The following is a 17,995-nucleotide window of genomic DNA, read 5'->3' as shown; positions in this document are numbered from 1 at the left end:
GATCGCGCGTCCCCTCGGGGTCACATCTGGACCAGCTCGCCCACCGACACGGGTGCCGCCAGGGTGTTGCCTGTCCCTGGAAGCGGGCACACCCAGTCGCTCGAGTACGCGCAGGACGGTTGATAGGCGAAGTTCAGGTCGATCACCAGCTCAGGAGACGTCCCTCCGAGGTCGGCCCCTTTGACTGTGTCGAGGACGTAGCGGCCGCCCCCATAGGTGTCTGGCGATGCGTCTCGCAACGGGACGAACACGCCACCCCCATAGCTCTCGAGCCACCACACGTCGAGCGATCCGAGGCCGGCCAGCTCCACCCTCCCGATCCGTGAGAACGGCACCACGCCGTCGGATGCGGTCTGAACCTCCCATCGGACGGGATCGGCGTGCTCGACCGGCACCACGTACCGCAGCTGCGAGTCGTACTGCGCGATCCGCGCGCGGAAGCCCGAGCGCAGGTCCGGAGCGACCGGGGAGGCGGGGTGCGTGGAGAGCAGCAGGTCCCGGCCCTCGACCCACGCCGCATGCGCCTCCAGCGCGGAGCCGAGCGATCGCACATGGTCATAGAGGGCGAAGGTGCGTCGCCGCCAGTCTCGGATGTCCCAGGAGTCCACGTGTGTCGCAACGGCGCTTCTGCACCTCCCATTCCCTCGGCGGCTGCCGGGCACCTCCAGGAACGGCTCGACGGCCGACCCTCGTGACGGGTCGGCCGTCGAGACGGCGCGGCGATTCAGCCGAGCAGAGCTGCGTACAGCTCAGCGATCTGGTCGACTGAGGCCTGACGCGGGTTGCCTCCGGCGCAGACGTCCGCGAACGCGGCCTCCGCCAACGGCTGGACATCCTCGGGCGAGGCGCCTACGGCAGTGATGGTGGTCGGGTTCCCCAGGTCCACCGTCAGCCGCGCCACGGCGTCCACAGCGGCCTTGCGGGCCTCGTCGAGCGGCATGGTCATGGCGCCCTCCACGCCGAACGCCTCGGCGATGTCACGGTACTTCTCCCCCGACGCGTCGGCGTTGAACGCCATGACGGGCGCGAGAAGGATGCCGTTGGCGACGCCGTGGGGCGCCTCGAAGAATGCTCCGAGGGGGTGGGCCATCGCGTGGACGAGGCCCAGGCCGACGTTCGAGTAGCCCATGCCGGCGATGTACTGAGCCAACGCCATCCGCTCCATCGCGGCCTCATCGCCGTCGGCGGCATCCTTGAGGGCGCTCGCGATCACCTGGATGGCCTTGAGGTGGAACAGGTCGGACAGCTCCCATGCGCCGGCGGTGATGTATCCCTCGATGGCGTGGGTGAGCGCGTCGAGGCCCGTGGCCACCTTGAGGCTGCGGGGCGCGCTGGCCATCATCTCCGAGTCGACCACGGCGAGCACCGGGATGTCGTGGGGGTCGACGCACACGAACTTGCGTCGGTTCTGCACATCGGTGATCACGTAGTTGATGGTCGTCTCGGACGCGGTGCCTGCCGTGGTGGGGACCGCGATGATCGGCACCGACGGGTTCTTGGTGGGGGCCACGCCCTCGAGCGAACGGACGTCGGAGAACTCGGGGTTGGCGACGATGATGCCGATCGCCTTGCAGGTGTCCTGCGGCGACCCGCCACCGATGCCGATGAGCACGTCCGCTCCGGAGGCCTTGAACGCCTCCACTCCAGCGAGCACGTTCTCGATGGGCGGGTTGGGCACGACGTCGCTGTAGAGCTCGAAGGCGATGCCCGACTCATCGAGCAGCCCGGTGACCTTGCCGGTCACGCCGGTGTCGACGAGCACCTTGTCCGAGACCACGAATGCCTTGGTGAACCCGCGTCCTGCGATCTCGTCGGGGATCACCGAGATCGCGCCGGCGCCGAAGTACGCCGTCTGGTTCCAGATCATGCGCTGTGCCACGTTGCACCTCCAGTCAGGGGCCGTGCCGGCCCACGTGTTGACGCGGGGCATGCCCGCTCAATGAATCGTTTCAAACGCCAGGAGGCCATCGCTGGGACCTCGGTCCCGCGCCCCCGGCATACGACCGACTCTCACCGAGCATCGACCTCGTCGGGTCAGCCGCGCATGGGCAGGAGGTCCCAGTCGGACGGCTCCGCCAACGAGCTCGTCGGCGTCACACGGCGCGCGCGACGATCGCGCCGACCGCCCGCTGGAGAGCAGCCGTGACGCCGTCGGGATCGCCGGTCAGATAGCCCGCGACCATCGCGCCGTCCCGCACCATCATGATCTCGGCGGCACGCGCGCCCGAGTCCTCGACGCCGAGTCCGGCGAGCTGCACCGCGATCTCCCCGATCAGCCACGCACGGAACCTCGTGACGACAGCCCGTACTGGATGCGAGGCGTCCGGATACTCGGCGGCCGCGTTGATGAAGGGACAGCCGCGGAACCCTGGAAGGCACATCTGCTCGCCCATGGCCTTGACGAAGGCCTGCGTCCGCCACTCGCGGGGAAGGCCCTCGGCGCTGGCGACCACCGCGCGCGCGGACTCGAGCTCCTCCTCGAGGTACGCGACCACCAGATCGTCCTTCGTCGGGAAATGGCGATAGAAGGTCACCTTGGCCACACCGGCGTCGGCGAGGATCCGGTCCGCGCTCACCGCGCGGATCCCCTGCTCACGGAAGAGGGTCGTGGCCGCGCCCAGGATCCGCTCGCGCACCGCCGCGCCGCGCCGTGATGCCTCGCTCGTCGCCATGACCACCCCTTCCTCCGTCGCCCTGCCGTGGCGCACACGGGAACATTCTGTCGCGTGTCGTTGTAGACATACTAGTTCGTCTACATTGTGTGACGACAACACCGGGTCACGCCACAGGTGCGCACCCGTGACCAGCATCGAACCGAAGGAGCATGCATGACCGCCAAGCCCAAGGTCTTCTACACCGCCACCGCCACCGCCACCGGGGACGGCCGCAACGGTCACGTCGCGTCAGCGGACGGCCTCATCGACATGGACCTCGTGACCCCCAACCCCATCACGACACCCAGGAAGGCCAACCCCGAGCTCCTGTTCGCCTCGGGATACTCGGCCTGCTACAACTCCGCCTTCCAGGGCGCGGCGAAGTCCATGAAGGTCCGCATCGAGGGCTCGTCCGTCACCGCGAAGGTCGGCATCGGCCCGGTGTCGTTGCACGAGTTCGCTCTCACCGTGACGCTCAAGGTCGACGCGTACGGCATCGACCAGGCGACCGCACAGGCGATCGCGGACAAGGCCGACCAGATGTGCCCCTACTCGAACGCGGTGCGAGGCAACATCGAGGTGAACGTGGAGGTCACGGCCCACGAGGCCGTCGACGCCTGACACAGGCCGACCCTTTGCCTCGCCTTTGGAGGGAATTAACACTCCCGTGACCAGCGTCTGACATCATGAGAAGAGGACACTGACGATCGGAGCTCACTCCATGGCAGACGGACCGCATGAACGCACGAAGAGGCTGGGACACCGTGTCGACGCGAAGGTCCCGACCTCGACCTACCGACTGCAGCTGACCCCCGATTTCACCTTCGCGGACGCCGCAGCGAGGCTCGACTACTTCGCGCGTCTCGGCGTCTCCCACCTGTACCTCTCCCCCATCCTCACCGCCGCACCAGGGTCCACGCACTTCTACGACGTCGTGGACCACTCGCGCATCTCCGAGGCGCTCGGCGGCGAGGAAGGGCTGCGAGCGCTCGCCTGGAAGGCCGGCGAGCATGGCATCGGACTTGTCGCAGACCTGGTGCCCAACCACATGGCCGTCCCGACGCCCGCCTACCACAACCGTGCGCTCTGGTCCGTGCTCGCCCTCGGCCCCGACTCTCCCTATGCGCACTGGTTCGACGTCGACTGGTCCAGCGGCGAACCGGTGCTCATGCCCGTGCTCGGGCAGCGGCTCGGATCCATCCTCGCCTCCGACGAGCTTCAGCTCGACCGCATGATCGTGCCCGGATTCGAGCACGAAGGCGAGGTCCCCGTGCTCCGCTACTACGAGCACGTGTTCCCCGTGAAGGAGGGCACGGAGAACCTCCCGATGGCCTCGCTCGTCGATGAGCAGAGCTACCGCCTCGCCTACTGGCGCGTGGGCAACGAGGAGCTCAACTACCGACGGTTCTTCGACGTCGGCTCGCTCGTGGCAGTCCGGGTCGAGGACCCCGACGTCTTCGACCAGACCCACCACGTGATCGTCGACCTGGTGAAGGACGGCACGCTCGACGGCCTCCGCATCGACCACCCTGACGGCCTCGCCGACCCGGCCGGCTACATCGAGAGGCTCTCCGAAGCCACCGACGGCGCATGGATCGTCGTCGAGAAGATCCTCGAGGACGATGAGCAGCTGCCCACCTCCTGGAAGACCGCCGGCACCACCGGGTACGACGCCGCCTGGCGAGTCGGAGCGCTCATGCGCGATCCCGCTGGAGCCGCCCCGCTGGCAGGCACCCTCTACAGGCTGACGGGAGACGCACTCGGCTCGCTGCCCACGCTGATCCAGGACGCGAAGCGCGAGATCGTCAAGGAGTCGCTCTCGAGCGAGGTGCATCGCCTCGCCAACCTCGCGCACGAGGTCTGCACCTCGGACGTGAGGCTGCGGGACCACACGTGGCGCGCGCTGTACGACTGCATCCGCCGCATGCTGGTCGCCTTCAACCGCTACCGCGCCTACGTCGTCCCTGGTACACCACCCAAGCCGATGTCCCTGGAAGCGATCGATCACGCGGCCGCCAAGGCCCGTGAGCTCCTGGACCCCGAGCGGTACGAGACCCTCGACGTGGTCGTGGACCTCCTCAAGGGCCGCGAGGTCGGATCCGCGGGCCAGACCGAGGGCGCCACCCGCGCCGAGCTGATCACCCGGTTCCAACAGGCCTGCGGCGCCGTCATGGCCAAGGGCGTCGAGGACACCGCCTACTACCGCTGGACGCACCTGCTGCCGCTGTGCGAGGTGGGCTCACCCGCGTCCAGGTTCGCGCTGCCCCCCGCGAGCTTCCACGCATGGGCCTGGGACCAGCAGCACAACTACCCGCACGCGATGACCACCCTCACCACCCACGACACCAAGCGCTCCGAGGACGTCCGTGCCCGCCTCGGCGTGCTCAGCGAGGTCCCGGACGACTGGGATGCCCTCGTCGGCCAGCTGCACGCCGCCGTCGCGGACCGAGTGCCCGCCCAGCTCGACGGACGCGTCGAGAACCTGTGGTGGCAGACCCTCGTCGGCACGTCCGACGAGACCGGGATGATGGAGTGGGAGCGCCTCTCCGGCTACCTGACGAAGGCGATGCGCGAGGCGAAGAACCACACGACGTGGACGTCGATCGATGCCGACTACGAGGACGCCGTGCAGACGTTCGCCCGCGCCGCGCACGGGGACGACCAGGTCGCGGAGCTCATCGCGCAGTGGCATCACGACACAGCGGAGGGAGTCCGGGCCGCCATCCTCGGCACGAAGCTGATCCAGCTCACCATGCCCGGAGTCCCGGACTGCTACCAGGGCAACGAGTGCGTCAGCCCCTCGCTCGTCGACCCTGACAACCGGCGCCCCGTGGACTACACGCGTCGCGACGCCGCGCTCGCACACCTGCTCAAGGGCGGCCGCCCTCGCAGCGTCAGCGAGGAGAAGCTGCTCGTCACCGCTCGGGCGCTGAGCGCTCGACGCGATCACCACGACGCCTACGTCGGCGCATCCGCGGGATACCAGGCGCTCGCCTCCTCCTCGGGACACGCCGTGGTGTACGCGCGGACGGTCGGCGACCGGCCCGAGGTGATCACGGTCGCCACCCGCGTGGCTCTCGAGCTCGAGCGGCTCGGCGGCTGGGCGGATGCAACCGTGCAGCTCCCCGACGGCGGGTGGCGCGACCTGATCGGCAAGGGCGAGTTCGACGGAGGCACCGTGCCGCTCGCGACGCTGCTGCGCAACCATCCGGTCGCACTCCTGGAGCGCGCCTCATGAGGGCCCGGGTCTGGGCGCCCGACGCGACATCCCTGAGCATCCAGCTGCGCCCCGACAGCTCGGACGCGGCCGTGGCTCCCATGACGCGCATCTCCGACGGGTGGTGGGAGGGCCCCGTGCTGGTCCCCGGCAGCGACTACGCCTACGAGGTCGACGGACGCGGCCCGTTCCCCGATCCCCGCAGCGCCTGGCAGCCTCACGGGGTGCACGGATTCTCGCGCGCCTTCGACCCGTCGCGGCACCTCTGGCACGACCAGTCCTGGGGCGGCATCGACGCCCTGGGCGCGGTCACGTACGAGCTGCACGTAGGCACCTTCACACCCGGAGGGACCCTCGACGCGATCGACGCACGACACCTCTCCGACCTTGCGCGGCGCGGCATCCAGATGATCGAGCTCATGCCGCTCGCCGCGTTCCCCGGCGAACGCGGCTGGGGCTACGACGGCGTCGCGCTGTACGCGGTGCACGACCCGTACGGCGGGCCCGAGGCGCTCCAGCGGTTCGTCGACAGGGCGCACGCCGCGGGACTCGGCGTCTGCCTCGACGTGGTCTACAACCACCTCGGACCCGACGGCAACTACCTGGCCCAGTACGGCCCCTACTTCACGGACGCGCACGAGACCCCGTGGGGATGGGCCGTCAACCTGGACCAGCCCGGGTCCGAGGGCATGCGCGGCTTCCTGATCGACAACGCGGTCCGATGGATGCGTGACTTCCACGTCGACTGCCTCAGGCTCGACGCCGTGCACGCGCTCCAGGACGACTCCCCGCGTCACCTGCTCGCCGAGCTGTCCGACACGGTCGCCGCGCTGTCCGCGACGCTTGGACGGCCGCTGTCGCTCGTCGCGGAGTCCGACCTCAACCAGGCCGCCATGGTCATGCCCACGGCCGAAGGCGGCATGGGGATGACCGCCCAGTGGGCCGACGACGTGCACCACGCGCTCCACGCGTACCTCACCGAGGAGATCCACGGCTACTACGGCGACTTCGGCAGCGCCGCGACGCTCGACAAGGCGTTCCGGGGCGTGTTCGTGCATGACGGCACCTACTCGACGTTCCGTGGCAAGCCCTGGGGCGCGCCCGTGCCGCCCGAGGTCGACCGTCGCCGCTTCGTGGTCTTCGCCTCGAACCACGACCAGGTGGGCAACCGCGCGCTCGGAGACCGGCCGGCCTCCCGGCTCACCCCCGGCGCGCAGGCCGCCTCCCTGGCGCTGATCCTCCTCGGTCCCTTCACTCCGATGCTCTTCATGGGCGAGGAGTACGGCGAGACGAGGCCGTTCATGTTCTTCACCGACCACGCGGAGCCCCTCGGATCGGCCGTGTCAGACGGCCGGAGGAACGAGTTCGCAGGTCACGGCTGGGAAGAGCTCTACGGCGGGGACGTCTCCGTGCCGGACCCTCAGGATCGACAGACGTTCCTGCGGTCCAAGCTGGGGTCCGGGCTCGCGGCGACCACGGAGACGCAGCGCCGGATCGAGGCCTGGGTCGCGGAGGTCATGACCGCGCGGGACCTCACGCGCGACCCCGCCGCGTGGGAGCCGTTCCCCGTCTCGGTGTCCGAGTCGGCGCCCCGCGTGCTCACCATGCGAGGGCCCGTGATCGTCCACGCGAACCTGTCAGCGCATGAGGCGATGCTGCCGGCCGGAGCCGTGATCGCGACGTTCGGCCGCTGCACATCCGCTGACGACTGCCTCAAGCTCGGGCCCGACTCGGTCGCGCTCGTCGCCGCCCCCCATTGATGGCGCCGCCGGCCCCCTCCCGGCCGCGCATCTGCTCCACACCACCGACGGTCCGCTGCGCCTGGTGGCAAGGCCGGCGTGTGAGGACTCAGCGCGGTGCAGCCATCGAGGTGAGGCGTGACAGCGCTCGGAAGTACTTCTTGCGGTAGCCGCCGCGCAGCATGTCCTCAGGGAAGACGTGGTCGAGCGGCGCACCGGACGCGATGATCCTGACATCACGGTCGTAGAGGCGATCGACGAGCGCGACGACGCGCAGGGCACGCGCCTGATCGTCGAGCGGCGTCACCTCCTGCAGTCCGAGCGCACGCACGCCCTCGACGTACGCGCCGTACCTGCTCGGATGCACGTGCCAGAGGTCGTCGACCAGCTCCGACCACCCGACGACCACTCCGTCCGGATCCCCCGCCACGGCATCCACCTGCGCCGACGACGCGGGCACAGGCGACTCGACGTCGCCGCGATGGCGATAGTCGGGACCGTCGATCGTCACCACCGTGAAGAGGCCTGCAACCGCCTGGATCTCCCTGCGGAAGTCCTCGGCAGCGAAGCGCCCCTCCCCCAGCGAGTCGGGCAGCGTGTTCGACGTGGCGGCTATGGCAGCACCCGCGTCGGTGAGCTCGCGCATGAGACGCGCCATCAGCAACGTGTCGCCAGGATCGTCCAGCTCGAACTCGTCGATGCACACCAGAGCGAACTGCGCCAGCTCATCGCGGGCCCGCACGAAGCCGAGCGCCCCCACCAGATGCGTGTACTCGACGAAGGTGCCGAACACCGCGCGGTCCCCCACCGCGGCCGCCGCTGCGGCGAGCAGGTGGGTCTTGCCCACGCCGAAGCCGCCATCCAGGTACAGGCCCTTGCCCGCCGTGCTGGATCGCAGCCCAGGGATGCCCCGTCGCGTCGCGCGGATCGCGAAGGTGCGCACCGCTTCGAGGGCGGCCGCCTGACTCGGATAGTCGGGATCCGGGATGTAGGTCTCGAACGTCGCGGTCGCGAAGTGCGGCGGCGGGACCAACTGGTCCACCAGCGCCGCAGCGTCGAGGGTGGGGCGACGGCCCACCAGATCCGGGGTCATGACCAGAGCCTAGCGAGCGCTCGACAGAGCGCCGTCAGTGCCCGCTCTCGGTGGCCCGCGGGTAGTACTGCAGATACTTGCGCCAGTAGTTCCAGGTGAGCGCGGTGATCGTGAGCCACCGCCTCGCCGAACGGTCCTCCGGATTGTGCAGGGGTCTCGCGACACCGCGCTTCGCCGCCGCGAGGACCGTCTGCCGCAACGCGCGTTCCTTCAGGTAGCGGCGCAGCAGCGGGATGGGAACGACGGAGTACAGCACCGACCGGTCGCCGCGTACCGGCATGATCGGGGCGCCGTCGAGATCGGCCATCACGTGCGTCGCGGGATTCACGCCCGACGCCGTGGTGTACCAGTTGTTGCGGCCGATGCGTGGGTTCACCTCGAAGAACACATGGCGACCCGAGCGGGCGTCGCGCTTGTAGTCCGCGTTCGCGAAGCCTCGATAGTCCACTCGGTCCAGGTAGCGCGACATCGCGTCCATGGCATCGCCATACGGCTCGGTGAGGATCGCCGCGGGCACCCCCAGGGTCCCGGGCGTGTGCTCCTCGAGGAGCACCCGCCCCGTCACGACCATCGTCACGTTCCCCCGCGCGTCCCGGTACGCGGTCAGCGACCGCATCTGGGTCTCATCGCCAGGGATGAACTCCTGGAGCAGATACGTGCCCGTGAACCCCGAGGCGGCCAGCCTCGCGAGAAGCGCGTCGACCGCGTCCCTGCCTCCGAGGTCATGGATCTTCAGCTTGCCCGGATAGTCGACGTAGTAGAACTCCGCCGAGGAGGCGGGCTTGCCGATGACCGGGTACTCGAGCAGGTCGAGCGACGCGTCGGGCACAGGCGAGCCCGACGAGAACGACACCGCGATCGTCCGCGGCACCGGGATCCCCAATGCCACGCAGTCGGCCTGGAAGGCCGCCTTGTCGGACACCCTGGCGAACTGCTCGGCAGTGCACATGGGGATCTCGTAGCGCGCCTCGAGGCGCTCCCGCGCCGCGGCGATCCGCTCCACGTACCAGTCCGCGTTGGTGAGCAGCACCAGCCGCTCGTCGGGCCGGTCGGCCGCGATCTGCTCCAGCGCCGTGACGAGCGCATCCTGGTCGTCGACGTTCGCGATCACCTGGTCGGCGAGCCGCGTGTGCGCGAACGCCCTCGTCTCGACGCGTGACACGATCACGCCCCGCACCCCGTATGCCTCGTGGAAGGCACGCATGAGGGCATACGCGCCGATATCGCCGCCTACGAGGACGGGGGTCGGGGCGCGCACCCGGCTTAGGCCTCGACCTCGCTGCGGTCCTCCGACCACAGCGTGTGGAACGTGCCCTCGACATCGGTCCTCTTGTACGTGTGAGCGCCGAAGAAGTCACGCTGCCCCTGGATCAGCGCAGCGGGCAGTCGCTCCGCGCGCAGAGCGTCGTAGTACGCGAGCGACGACGAGAACGCGGGCGTCGGCACGCCGGTGAGCGCAGCCATGGAGACCACGCGACGCCACGCGGCCACGCCGTCGGACACCTCGTTCGCGAAGTAGGGATCCACCAGGAGCGACGCAAGGTCCGCGTCCCGCTCGTACGCCTCAGTGATGCGGTTCAGGAACCGCGCACGGATGATGCAGCCGCCCCGCCAGATGCGTGCCATGGCGCCGCGATCGACGTTCCAGCCGTACTCCTCGGAGGCCGCCTGGATCTGGTCGAAGCCCTGCGCATAAGCGACGACCTTGGACGCGTACAGCGCCAGCCGCACGTCCTCGATGAAGCCGTCGCGGTTGTTGATGTGCCACTCCGACGTGGAGGCGGAGAGCACGTCGCGGGCGGCCTCGCGCTGCGCGATCTGGCTGGAGATCGCGCGGGCGAACGTCGCCTCGGCGATGCCGGTCACAGGCACGCCCAGGTCGAGCGCGCTCTGCACGGTCCAGCGGCCGGTGCCCTTCTGGCCCGCTTCGTCGACGATCACGTCGACCAGCGGCTTGCCGGTCCGTGCGTCGACCTGCTTGAGGACCTCGGCCGTGATCTCGATCAGGAACGACTCCAGGTCACCCTTGTTCCATTCGTCGAAGATGTCGCCGATCTCGGCAGGGGTGAGGTCCAGTCCCTCGCGGAGCAGCTGGTAGGCCTCGCCGATGAGCTGCATGTCCGCGTACTCGATGCCGTTGTGCACCATCTTCACGAAGTGACCCGCGCCGTCGGGGCCCACGTGCGTGCAGCACGGCACGCCGTCGACCTTCGCCGAGATCTTCTCGAGGATCGGGCCGAGCGTCGTGTACGACTCCGCGGGGCCGCCGGGCATGATCGACGGCCCGAGCAGCGCCCCCTCCTCGCCGCCCGACACCCCCGAGCCGACGAAGTGCAGTCCGATCTCACGAAGAGCCGCCTCACGCCGACGCGTGTCGGGGAAGTGCGCGTTGCCGGCGTCCACCACGATGTCGCCCTGGTCGAGCAGCGGCACGAGCGCGTCGATGACCGCGTCGGTCGCGGGCCCGGCCTGAACCATGATGACGATCTTGCGCGGGCGCTCCAGCGCCGCGACGAAGTCCTCGAGAGACTCGCAGCCGATGAAGTCGCCCTCGTCACCGTGCTCCGCGAGGAGCGACGTCATCTTCTGCGGTGAGCGGTTGTGGACGGCGACCGTGAACCCGTTGCGCGCGAAGTTGCGCGCGAGGTTGCGGCCCATCACCGCGAGGCCGGTCACGCCGATCTGTGCGAGGGACATGTCACTTCCTAACGTCGGGGAGAACTCCGCGTACCAGCCTAGAGGGTGGCCGACAGCGTGGCGTACGATCCACGCGGCGTGCTCGGTCCTAGTCTCGGACCATGGCTCCCGATCGTGCCACGGCACCGCCCGCCTTCCTTGAGGCGTTGCGTTCGATCGCCGGCGCGCAGGTGCGAGGCGACGTCCGCGTCGCCGAGACCACCGCACCCTCGCGGATCGCACCTTTCGCGGCTGCGATCGACGGCGAGGTGACGGCGCCCGAGGTCGAGGCGACCGGACGCTTCGTGCTTCTGCACGACCCCGACGGCAACGACGCATGGGATGGCACCTTCCGCGTCGTCGCGCTCGTCAAGGCGCTCGCGGACGCCGAGGTCGGGGCTGACGACATCTGGGCCGACGTCGCGTGGTCGCGACTGGAGGAGGCGCTGGAAGGCGTCCCCCACCGGCAGCGAGGAGGAACTGTGACCAAGGTCGTGTCGCGATCGTACGGCGAGCTGGCCGAGCGACCCGACGAGGTGCGCATCGAGCTGCGCGCGTCGTGGACGCCCGAGACGAGCGTGATCGGGCCGCACATCACGGCGTGGACTGAGCTCATGGCCTCCTGCGCGGGCCTGCCACCGGTCCCTGAGGGCGTGACGCTGCTGCGGGGTACCCGCGCATGACCCACCCGTCAGAGCCGACCGCCTCGGAAGAAACGTCGCCCGCTGTTCCGCTCACCGAGCCTGCCGGCGGGGTGCCGCCGCTGATCGACACGCCGGAGGCGCTCGCGCAGGCGGTCGCCGCCTTCGCCGCGGGCACCGGTCCGATCGCCGCGGACGCCGAGCGTGCCTCGGGCTTCCGCTATGGACAGGCCACGTACCTGGCACAGTTCAAGCGCGCCGGCGCGGGGATCGCGCTCGTCGACACCGCCGCCCTGCCCGACCTCTCCTCCCTCCAGGAGGCTGTGGGCGCGGAGGAGTTCGTCTTCCACGCCGCGAGCCAGGATCTGCCGGGCATGCGCGATCTTGGCATCACACCCGCCAAGGTGTTCGACACGGAGCTCGCCGCGCGCCTGCTCGGCTGGCCCAAGGTAGGGCTCGCCGCTGTCGTCGAGAGGGTGCTGGGCCTGGCCCTCGCGAAGGAGCACTCGGCGCAGGACTGGTCCACGCGACCGCTCCCCCATGACTGGCTCGTGTATGCGGCGCTGGATGTCGAGGTGCTCGTCGAGGTGCGCGACCATCTCCGCTCCGAGCTCGAGGCGGCGGGCAAGCTGGACTGGGCGCTCCAGGAGTTCGAGGCGGCGCGGGTCGCGCAGCCCTCGGAGGCGCGTCCTGACCCGTGGCGGCGCACGTCAGGCTGTCACCAGGTGCGGGATCCTCGCGGGCTGGGGATCGTGCGCGAGCTGTGGCTGAGCCGTGATCGGGAGGCGCAGCGTCGCGACATGTCGCCAGGGCGCGTCCTCCGCGATGCGGCGATCGTCTCGGCGGCGCAGGCTCGCCCCGCGTCCTACGACGATCTGGTGGCGCTTCCCGAGTGGCGGTCGCGGGGGACGAAGCGGGCTGCGGCCCGCTGGTGGCCCACCATCGAGCGCGCGCTCGCGCTTCCCGACAAGGATCTGCCGGCTCGACGTGGTCCTGCGAGCGACGGCCCTCCTCCGCCTCGTGCCTGGCGCGACAAGCGTCCCGACGCCGCCACACGGCTCGCGCTCACCAAGGAGGCGATCCAGGGGCTCGTGGACAAGCACGGCATGCCTGCCGAGAACCTCATGCAGCCTGATGCGGTGCGCCGCGCCTGCTGGGAGCACCGTGGCGGCGGGGAGGCAGAGATCAGGAACCTGCTGGCCTCCCGCGGAGCGCGGCAGTGGCAGCTGGACCTGGTGGCGCCCGTGCTGGCGCAGACGTTCGTCCGCGCGGCCGAGCTCGATGCTGCCGGCACCGACGCGTCGGACGGCGTGGTCGACGCCTGATCGTCAGGCGAGCAGCGCGCCGGCCCGCTCGGCGATCGCGGAGGCGTTCAGGCCCACGCGCTCCACGACCTGCGCACGGCTGGCGTGATCGAGGAACTCCCGCGGCACTCCGTGGTGGGACCACCGGGCGGTGCGGCCGGCGAGCCGCGCGAACTCGGCCCACTCCTGGCCCACGCCCGCGTCGGTGAGGCCGTCCTCGACGGTCACGACGAGCTCGGCGTCTCCGAGCACCTCCAGGAGGCCGTCGGGCACGGGTCGCACCCAGGTGGCAGTCGCGGCGAGCACGGTCCGGCCTTCGGCCGCAAGCTTGCCGGCCACCTCGATCGCCGTGGGCGCCATGGCTCCTACGCCCAGCACGACCACCTGCGCCGGACCCTCGCCGAGCTCGGCGAGGATCTCGATGTCCTCCACGCGACGGAGCGCGGGAACGTCGTCTCCGACGGCCCCCTTCGGGTAGCGCACGACGGTGGGCGCGTCGTCGACGTCGAGCGCCTGCCTGAACGCGGAGCGCAGCGTCGCCTCGTCACGCGGCGCGGCCAGTCTCAGGCCCGGGACATGGCGCAGCAGCGCCATGTCCCACATGCCGTTGTGGCTCGCCCCGTCGTCTCCGGTGATCCCCGCGCGGTCGAGCATGAAGGTCACGCCCGCCTTGTGAAGCGCGACGTCCATCAGCAGCTGATCGAACGCGCGGTTCAGGAAGGTCGCGTACACCGCCACGACGGGGTGCATCCCGGCGAACGCGAGGCCTGCGGCGCTGGTGACGGCATGCTGCTCCGCGATGCCGACGTCGATCACGCGGTCGGGGAACTCGTCGGCGAAGGGCTGCAGGCCGACGGGCGCGAGCATGGCAGCGGTGAGCGCCACCACATCGTCACGCTCCCTGCCGGCCCTCAGCATCTCGTCCGCGAAGACCTTCGTCCATCCGAAGCGGGAGGGCACGATCGGCAGCCCCGTCTCAGGATGGATCGGGCCGACGGCGTGGAAGCGGTCGGCGACGTCCTGCTCGGCGGGCTCGTAGCCGCGGCCCTTCTGCGTCAGCACATGCACGAGCACGGGGGCGCCGTAGTCCTTCGCCTGCCGCAGCGCCAGCTCGAGGTGACGCTGGTCGTGGCCGTCGATCGGACCGATGTACTTCAGCCCCAGATCCTCGAACAGACCCTGCTCGGTGAGCAGCCCCTTGAGCGCGCGCTTGCCGTGCATCACCGTCTGATAGGTGAAGGTGCGGAACCGGCCGCGATTCTCGAAGGTGCGCTTGCCCCAGCCGAGGAAGCGCTCGTAGCGCGGGTCCACGCGGATCCCGTCGAGCTTGCGGGCGAGGCCGCCGATCGTCGGCGCGTAGGAGCGGCCGTTGTCATTGACGACGATCACCACGCGGTCCGACCGGTCGGCAAGCGAGTTGAGCGCCTCCCAGGCCATGCCGCCGGTGAGCGCGCCATCGCCGATCACGGCGACCGTGGTGCGGTCGCTCTCGCCGCGAAGCGCCCGGCCGCGCGCGATGCCCGCCGCCCACGACACGGCGGTCGATGCGTGCGAGTTCTCGACGACGTCATGCGCGCTCTCGGCCCGGGAGGGGTAGCCCGACAGGCCCCCGCGCTGGCGCAGGTCCGAGAAGTCGTGGCGTCCGGTGATCAGCTTGTGCACGTACGACTGGTGCCCCGTGTCGAACACGATGCTGTCGTGCGGCGACTCGAAGACCCGGTGCAGCGCGAGCGTGAGCTCGACGACGCCCAGGTTGGGGCCCAGGTGTCCGCCGGTGCGCGAGACCGAGTCGACCAGGAAGTCCCGGATCTCCTCGGCGAGGCCGTGAAGCTCCTCGTATGAGAGACCCCGCAGGTCCTGCGGTGACTCGATGCGCTCCAGCACGCTCTCTCCTTCTTCCGGGCACAGGGGTCACACCACTTTACGCGGCGTCGTCCCTGTGCCGGTCCAGGCCGGGATGTCCCGGCACGGATCAGGCCGTGACGAGCGACCGCAGGACGTACTGGAGGATCCCGCCGTTGCGGAAGTAGTCCGCCTCGCCGGGGGTGTCGATGCGGACCACCGCGTCGAACTCCACGACCGAGCCGTCCGTCTTCGTGGCGGTGACGGGCAGGGTGCGCGGGTGATCGCCGTCGCTGAACGCGGTGACCCCTGCGATCGAGAACGTCTCGGTGCCGTCGAGCCCGACCGACGCTGCCGACTCGCCCGCAGGGAACTGCAGCGGGAGCACCCCCATGCCGATGAGGTTGGACCGGTGGATGCGCTCGAAGCTCTCCGCGATGACCGCCCTGACGCCCAGCAGGCTGGTGCCCTTCGCGGCCCAGTCGCGTGACGAACCGGTGCCGTACTCCTTGCCCGCGAGCACCACCAGCGGGACGCCAGCCTCGGCGTACGCCTGCGCGGCGTCGTAGATCGACTCCTGCTCGCCCGTGAGGAGGTTCTTCGTGTAGCCGCCCTCGACGACGTTGCCCTCGTCGTCGGCGAGCAGCAGGTTCTTCAGGCGGATGTTCGCGAAGGTGCCGCGGATCATGACCTCGTGGTTGCCTCGACGGGAACCGTAGGAGTTGAAGTCGCGACGCTCCACACCGTGCTCCGCGAGGTACCGGCCCGCGGGGCTGTCGGCCTTGATCGAGCCTGCGGGCGAGATGTGGTCGGTCGTGACGGAGTCCCCGAGCAGCGCGAGCACGCGGGCGCCGGCGATGTCCTGCACCGGCTCGGGCTCGATCCCCATGCCCTCGAAGTACGGAGGCTTGCGCACGTAGGTCGAGTCGTCCTCCCACACGAAGGTCTTGCCGTCCGGGGTGGGAAGGCCCTGCCAGCGCGCGTCGCCCGCGAAGACGTCGGCGTAGTCCTTCGAGAACATCTCCTGCGTGATGGAGGAACCGACGATCGCCTCGACCTCGGAGGCATCGGGCCAGATGTCCTTCAGCAGCACGTCCTTCCCGTCGGCGTCCTGGCCGAGCGGCTCGGTCTCGAAGTCGAAGTCCATCGTGCCGGCGAGCGCATACGCGATCACCAGCGGCGGCGACGCGAGGTAGTTCATCTTGACGTCAGGGTTGATGCGGCCCTCGAAGTTGCGGTTGCCGGACAGGACCGACACGACGGTGAGGTCGTGCTCGTTCACGGCGCCCGAGACAGGTTCCGGCAGCGGGCCGGAGTTGCCGATGCAGGTGGTGCAGCCGTAGCCGACGAGGTGGAATCCGAGAGCCTCGAGGTCAGGCCAGAGCCCTGCCTTCTCGTAGTAGTCGGTGACGACCTGCGAGCCGGGCGCCATGGATGTCTTGACCCACGGCTTCGACGCGAGGCCCCTGGCGTTGGCGTTGCGCGCGAGCAGCGCTGCGGCGAGCATCACCGAGGGGTTCGAGGTGTTGGTGCACGACGTGATCGACGCGATCACGACGTCGCCGTCCTTCAGCGGCACGGTCTCGCCCGCCTCGTTGACGTAGGTGGCGTCCTTGGCGTCGCCCGCGCGGACCTGGGAGATCGCCTTCTCGAACTGCGGCTTCGACTCTGACAGCGACACGCGGTCCTGCGGGCGCTTGGGTCCGGCGATCGACGGCACCACGGTCGACAGGTCGAGCTCGAGGTACTCGGAGAACTGCGGCTCGACGTAGTCCGCAGCGGACGGGTCGTGCCACATCCCCTGCTCCTTCGTGTACGCCTCGACGAGCGCCACCTGGTCCGCGGAGCGACCGGTGAGGCGCAGGTAGTCGAGGGTGACGCCGTCGATCGGGAAGATCGCGGCAGTGGAGCCGAACTCAGGGCTCATGTTGCCGATCGTGGCGCGGTTGGCCAGCGGCACCGCGCCCACTCCCTCGCCGTAGAACTCGACGAACTTGCCGACCACGCCGTGGTGGCGCAGCATCTCGGTGATGGTGAGCACGACGTCGGTGGCGGTGGCACCCGCCGGGATGGCTCCCGTCAGCTTGAAGCCGACGACGCGCGGGATCAGCATCGACACGGGCTGGCCGAGCATGGCCGCCTCGGCCTCGATGCCTCCGACGCCCCAACCGAGCACGCCCAGGCCGTTGATCATCGTGGTGTGCGAGTCGGTGCCCACGCACGAGTCGGGGTACGCCTGGGTGGTGCCGTCGGTCTCCTTCGTCATGACGCCTCGCGCCAGGTACTCGAGGTTGACCTGGTGGACGATGCCCGTGCCGGGCGGGACCACCTTGAAGTTGTCGAAGGCGGTCTGACCCCAGCGAAGGAACTGGTAGCGCTCGCGGTTGCGCTCGTACTCGAGCGCGGTGTTGAGCTCGAGCGCGTCCTTGCGGCCGAAGACATCGATCACCACGGAGTGGTCGATCACCATCTCGGCGGGCGCGAGCGGGTTGATCACGCTCGGGTCGCCGCCGAGCTCCGCGACGGCCTCGCGCATGGTGGCGAGGTCCACGACGCAGGGCACGCCGGTGAAGTCCTGCATGACGACGCGCGCAGGGGTGAACTGGATCTCGGTGTCGGGTTCCGCGGAAGGATCCCACGAGGCGAGCGCCTTGACGTGGTCGGCGGTGATGTTCGCGCCGTCCTCGGTGCGCAGAAGCGCCTCCGCAAGAACCTTGAGCGAGTACGGGAGCCTCTCGAGCCCTGGCACGGCGTCGAGCCGGTAGATCTCGTAGCTACGGTCTCCCACGGCCAGCGTCGCCTTGGCTCCCAGGGTGTTCACGCTCATGC

13 protein-coding genes are annotated in these 17,995 nt (G+C 69.7%); 5 read left to right on the top strand and 8 right to left on the bottom strand.

What is annotated here, in order from left to right; genetic code table 11:
- Positions 1 to 20: 20 nt before the first annotated feature.
- From RN607_RS06330 to RN607_RS06320, 3 genes are all read right to left on the bottom strand, one after another.
- On the bottom strand, positions 21 to 608 hold the full coding sequence (locus RN607_RS06330; protein WP_313545111.1) for a DUF1684 domain-containing protein: 588 nt from the start codon (positions 606 to 608) through the stop codon (positions 21 to 23).
- Between the two features lie 116 nt (positions 609 to 724).
- Positions 725 to 1,930, bottom strand: a complete 1,206-nt coding sequence (gene fucO, locus RN607_RS06325; protein ID WP_313545109.1) for a lactaldehyde reductase — start codon at positions 1,928 to 1,930, stop codon at positions 725 to 727.
- A 163-nt stretch (positions 1,931 to 2,093) separates the two neighbouring features.
- Entirely contained in the window at positions 2,094 to 2,672 is a 579-nt protein-coding gene (locus tag RN607_RS06320) for a TetR/AcrR family transcriptional regulator (protein WP_313545107.1), read from the bottom strand.
- Between the two features lie 156 nt (positions 2,673 to 2,828).
- Here RN607_RS06320 and RN607_RS06315 point away from each other — a divergent pair, with 156 nt between their 5' ends.
- The 3 genes from RN607_RS06315 to treZ all read left to right on the top strand — a co-directional run bounded on the left by RN607_RS06315 (position 2,829) and on the right by treZ (position 7,631).
- A complete protein-coding gene (locus RN607_RS06315; protein WP_313545105.1) occupies positions 2,829 to 3,275 on the top strand; it encodes an Ohr family peroxiredoxin in 447 nt (148 codons plus the stop codon).
- 100 nt (positions 3,276 to 3,375) lie between these two features.
- The gene (gene treY, locus RN607_RS06310) at positions 3,376 to 5,892 is read left to right on the top strand and encodes a malto-oligosyltrehalose synthase (protein ID WP_313545103.1); all 2,517 of its coding nucleotides are present in this window, start codon (positions 3,376 to 3,378) and stop codon (positions 5,890 to 5,892) included.
- Complete coding sequence (gene treZ / locus RN607_RS06305; protein WP_313545101.1) at positions 5,889 to 7,631, top strand: malto-oligosyltrehalose trehalohydrolase; 1,743 nt, start codon at positions 5,889 to 5,891, stop codon at positions 7,629 to 7,631. Before treY ends, treZ begins: the two co-directional genes overlap by 4 nt.
- 88 nt (positions 7,632 to 7,719) lie before the next feature.
- Here treZ and zapE read toward each other — a convergent pair whose 3' ends face one another.
- From zapE to gnd, 3 genes are read right to left on the bottom strand one after another with little or no spacing between them, the layout of a single operon-like run.
- Entirely contained in the window at positions 7,720 to 8,703 is a 984-nt protein-coding gene (zapE, locus tag RN607_RS06300) for a cell division protein ZapE (protein WP_313545099.1), read from the bottom strand.
- Positions 8,704 to 8,737: 34 nt separating this feature from the next.
- Positions 8,738 to 9,961: a carboxylate--amine ligase gene (locus RN607_RS06295; protein WP_313545096.1), complete on the bottom strand. Its 1,224-nt coding sequence runs from the start codon at positions 9,959 to 9,961 to the stop codon at positions 8,738 to 8,740.
- A 5-nt stretch (positions 9,962 to 9,966) separates the two neighbouring features.
- Positions 9,967 to 11,400 (bottom strand): NADP-dependent phosphogluconate dehydrogenase, encoded by a 1,434-nt coding sequence (gene gnd, locus RN607_RS06290; protein ID WP_313545094.1) that lies wholly within the window; start codon positions 11,398 to 11,400, stop codon positions 9,967 to 9,969.
- Between the two features lie 101 nt (positions 11,401 to 11,501).
- On the opposite strand from gnd, the gene RN607_RS06285 reads away from it, so the two are divergent.
- Positions 11,502 to 12,062 (top strand): DUF3000 domain-containing protein, encoded by a 561-nt coding sequence (locus RN607_RS06285; RefSeq protein WP_313501100.1) that lies wholly within the window; start codon positions 11,502 to 11,504, stop codon positions 12,060 to 12,062.
- Positions 12,059 to 13,345, top strand: a complete 1,287-nt coding sequence (locus RN607_RS06280; RefSeq protein WP_313545092.1) for an HRDC domain-containing protein — start codon at positions 12,059 to 12,061, stop codon at positions 13,343 to 13,345. Before RN607_RS06285 ends, RN607_RS06280 begins: the two co-directional genes overlap by 4 nt.
- Before the next feature lie 3 nt (positions 13,346 to 13,348).
- Here the strand turns inward: RN607_RS06280 and dxs are convergent, their stop codons facing one another.
- Both dxs and acnA read right to left on the bottom strand, forming a co-directional pair.
- On the bottom strand, positions 13,349 to 15,208 hold the full coding sequence (dxs, locus tag RN607_RS06275; protein WP_313545090.1) for a 1-deoxy-D-xylulose-5-phosphate synthase: 1,860 nt from the start codon (positions 15,206 to 15,208) through the stop codon (positions 13,349 to 13,351).
- Positions 15,209 to 15,296: 88 nt separating this feature from the next.
- Positions 15,297 to 17,993, bottom strand: coding sequence for an aconitate hydratase AcnA (gene acnA, locus RN607_RS06270; protein ID WP_313545088.1), 2,697 nt, complete (start codon positions 17,991 to 17,993; stop codon positions 15,297 to 15,299).
- Between the last annotated feature and the right edge of the window lie 2 nt (positions 17,994 to 17,995).

Origin of the sequence: Demequina capsici, assembly GCF_032102965.1 — a bacterium.
Classification (GTDB): domain Bacteria; phylum Actinomycetota; class Actinomycetes; order Actinomycetales; family Demequinaceae; genus Demequina; species Demequina capsici.
The sequence above is the reverse complement of the archived record's forward strand: the minus strand, read 5'-3'. Positions and strand labels throughout refer to the sequence as shown.

Bases quoted from the DNA above. Each gene is read 5' to 3' on its own strand.
- fucO (WP_313545109.1), bottom strand. From the start codon at position 1,930: ATGCCCCGCGTCAACACGTGGGCCGGCACGGCCCCTGACTGGAGGTGC.
- RN607_RS06320 (WP_313545107.1), bottom strand. From the start codon at position 2,672: ATGGCGACGAGCGAGGCATCACGGCGCGGCGCGGCGGTGCGCGAGCGG.
- RN607_RS06315 (WP_313545105.1), top strand. From the start codon at position 2,829: ATGACCGCCAAGCCCAAGGTCTTCTACACCGCCACCGCCACCGCCACC.
- treY (WP_313545103.1), top strand. From the start codon at position 3,376: ATGGCAGACGGACCGCATGAACGCACGAAGAGGCTGGGACACCGTGTC.
- treZ (WP_313545101.1), top strand. From the start codon at position 5,889: ATGAGGGCCCGGGTCTGGGCGCCCGACGCGACATCCCTGAGCATCCAG.
- zapE (WP_313545099.1), bottom strand. From the start codon at position 8,703: ATGACCCCGGATCTGGTGGGCCGTCGCCCCACCCTCGACGCTGCGGCG.
- gnd (WP_313545094.1), bottom strand. From the start codon at position 11,400: ATGTCCCTCGCACAGATCGGCGTGACCGGCCTCGCGGTGATGGGCCGC.
- RN607_RS06285 (WP_313501100.1), top strand. From the start codon at position 11,502: ATGGCTCCCGATCGTGCCACGGCACCGCCCGCCTTCCTTGAGGCGTTG.
- RN607_RS06280 (WP_313545092.1), top strand. From the start codon at position 12,059: ATGACCCACCCGTCAGAGCCGACCGCCTCGGAAGAAACGTCGCCCGCT.
- acnA (WP_313545088.1), bottom strand. From the start codon at position 17,993: ATGAGCGTGAACACCCTGGGAGCCAAGGCGACGCTGGCCGTGGGAGAC.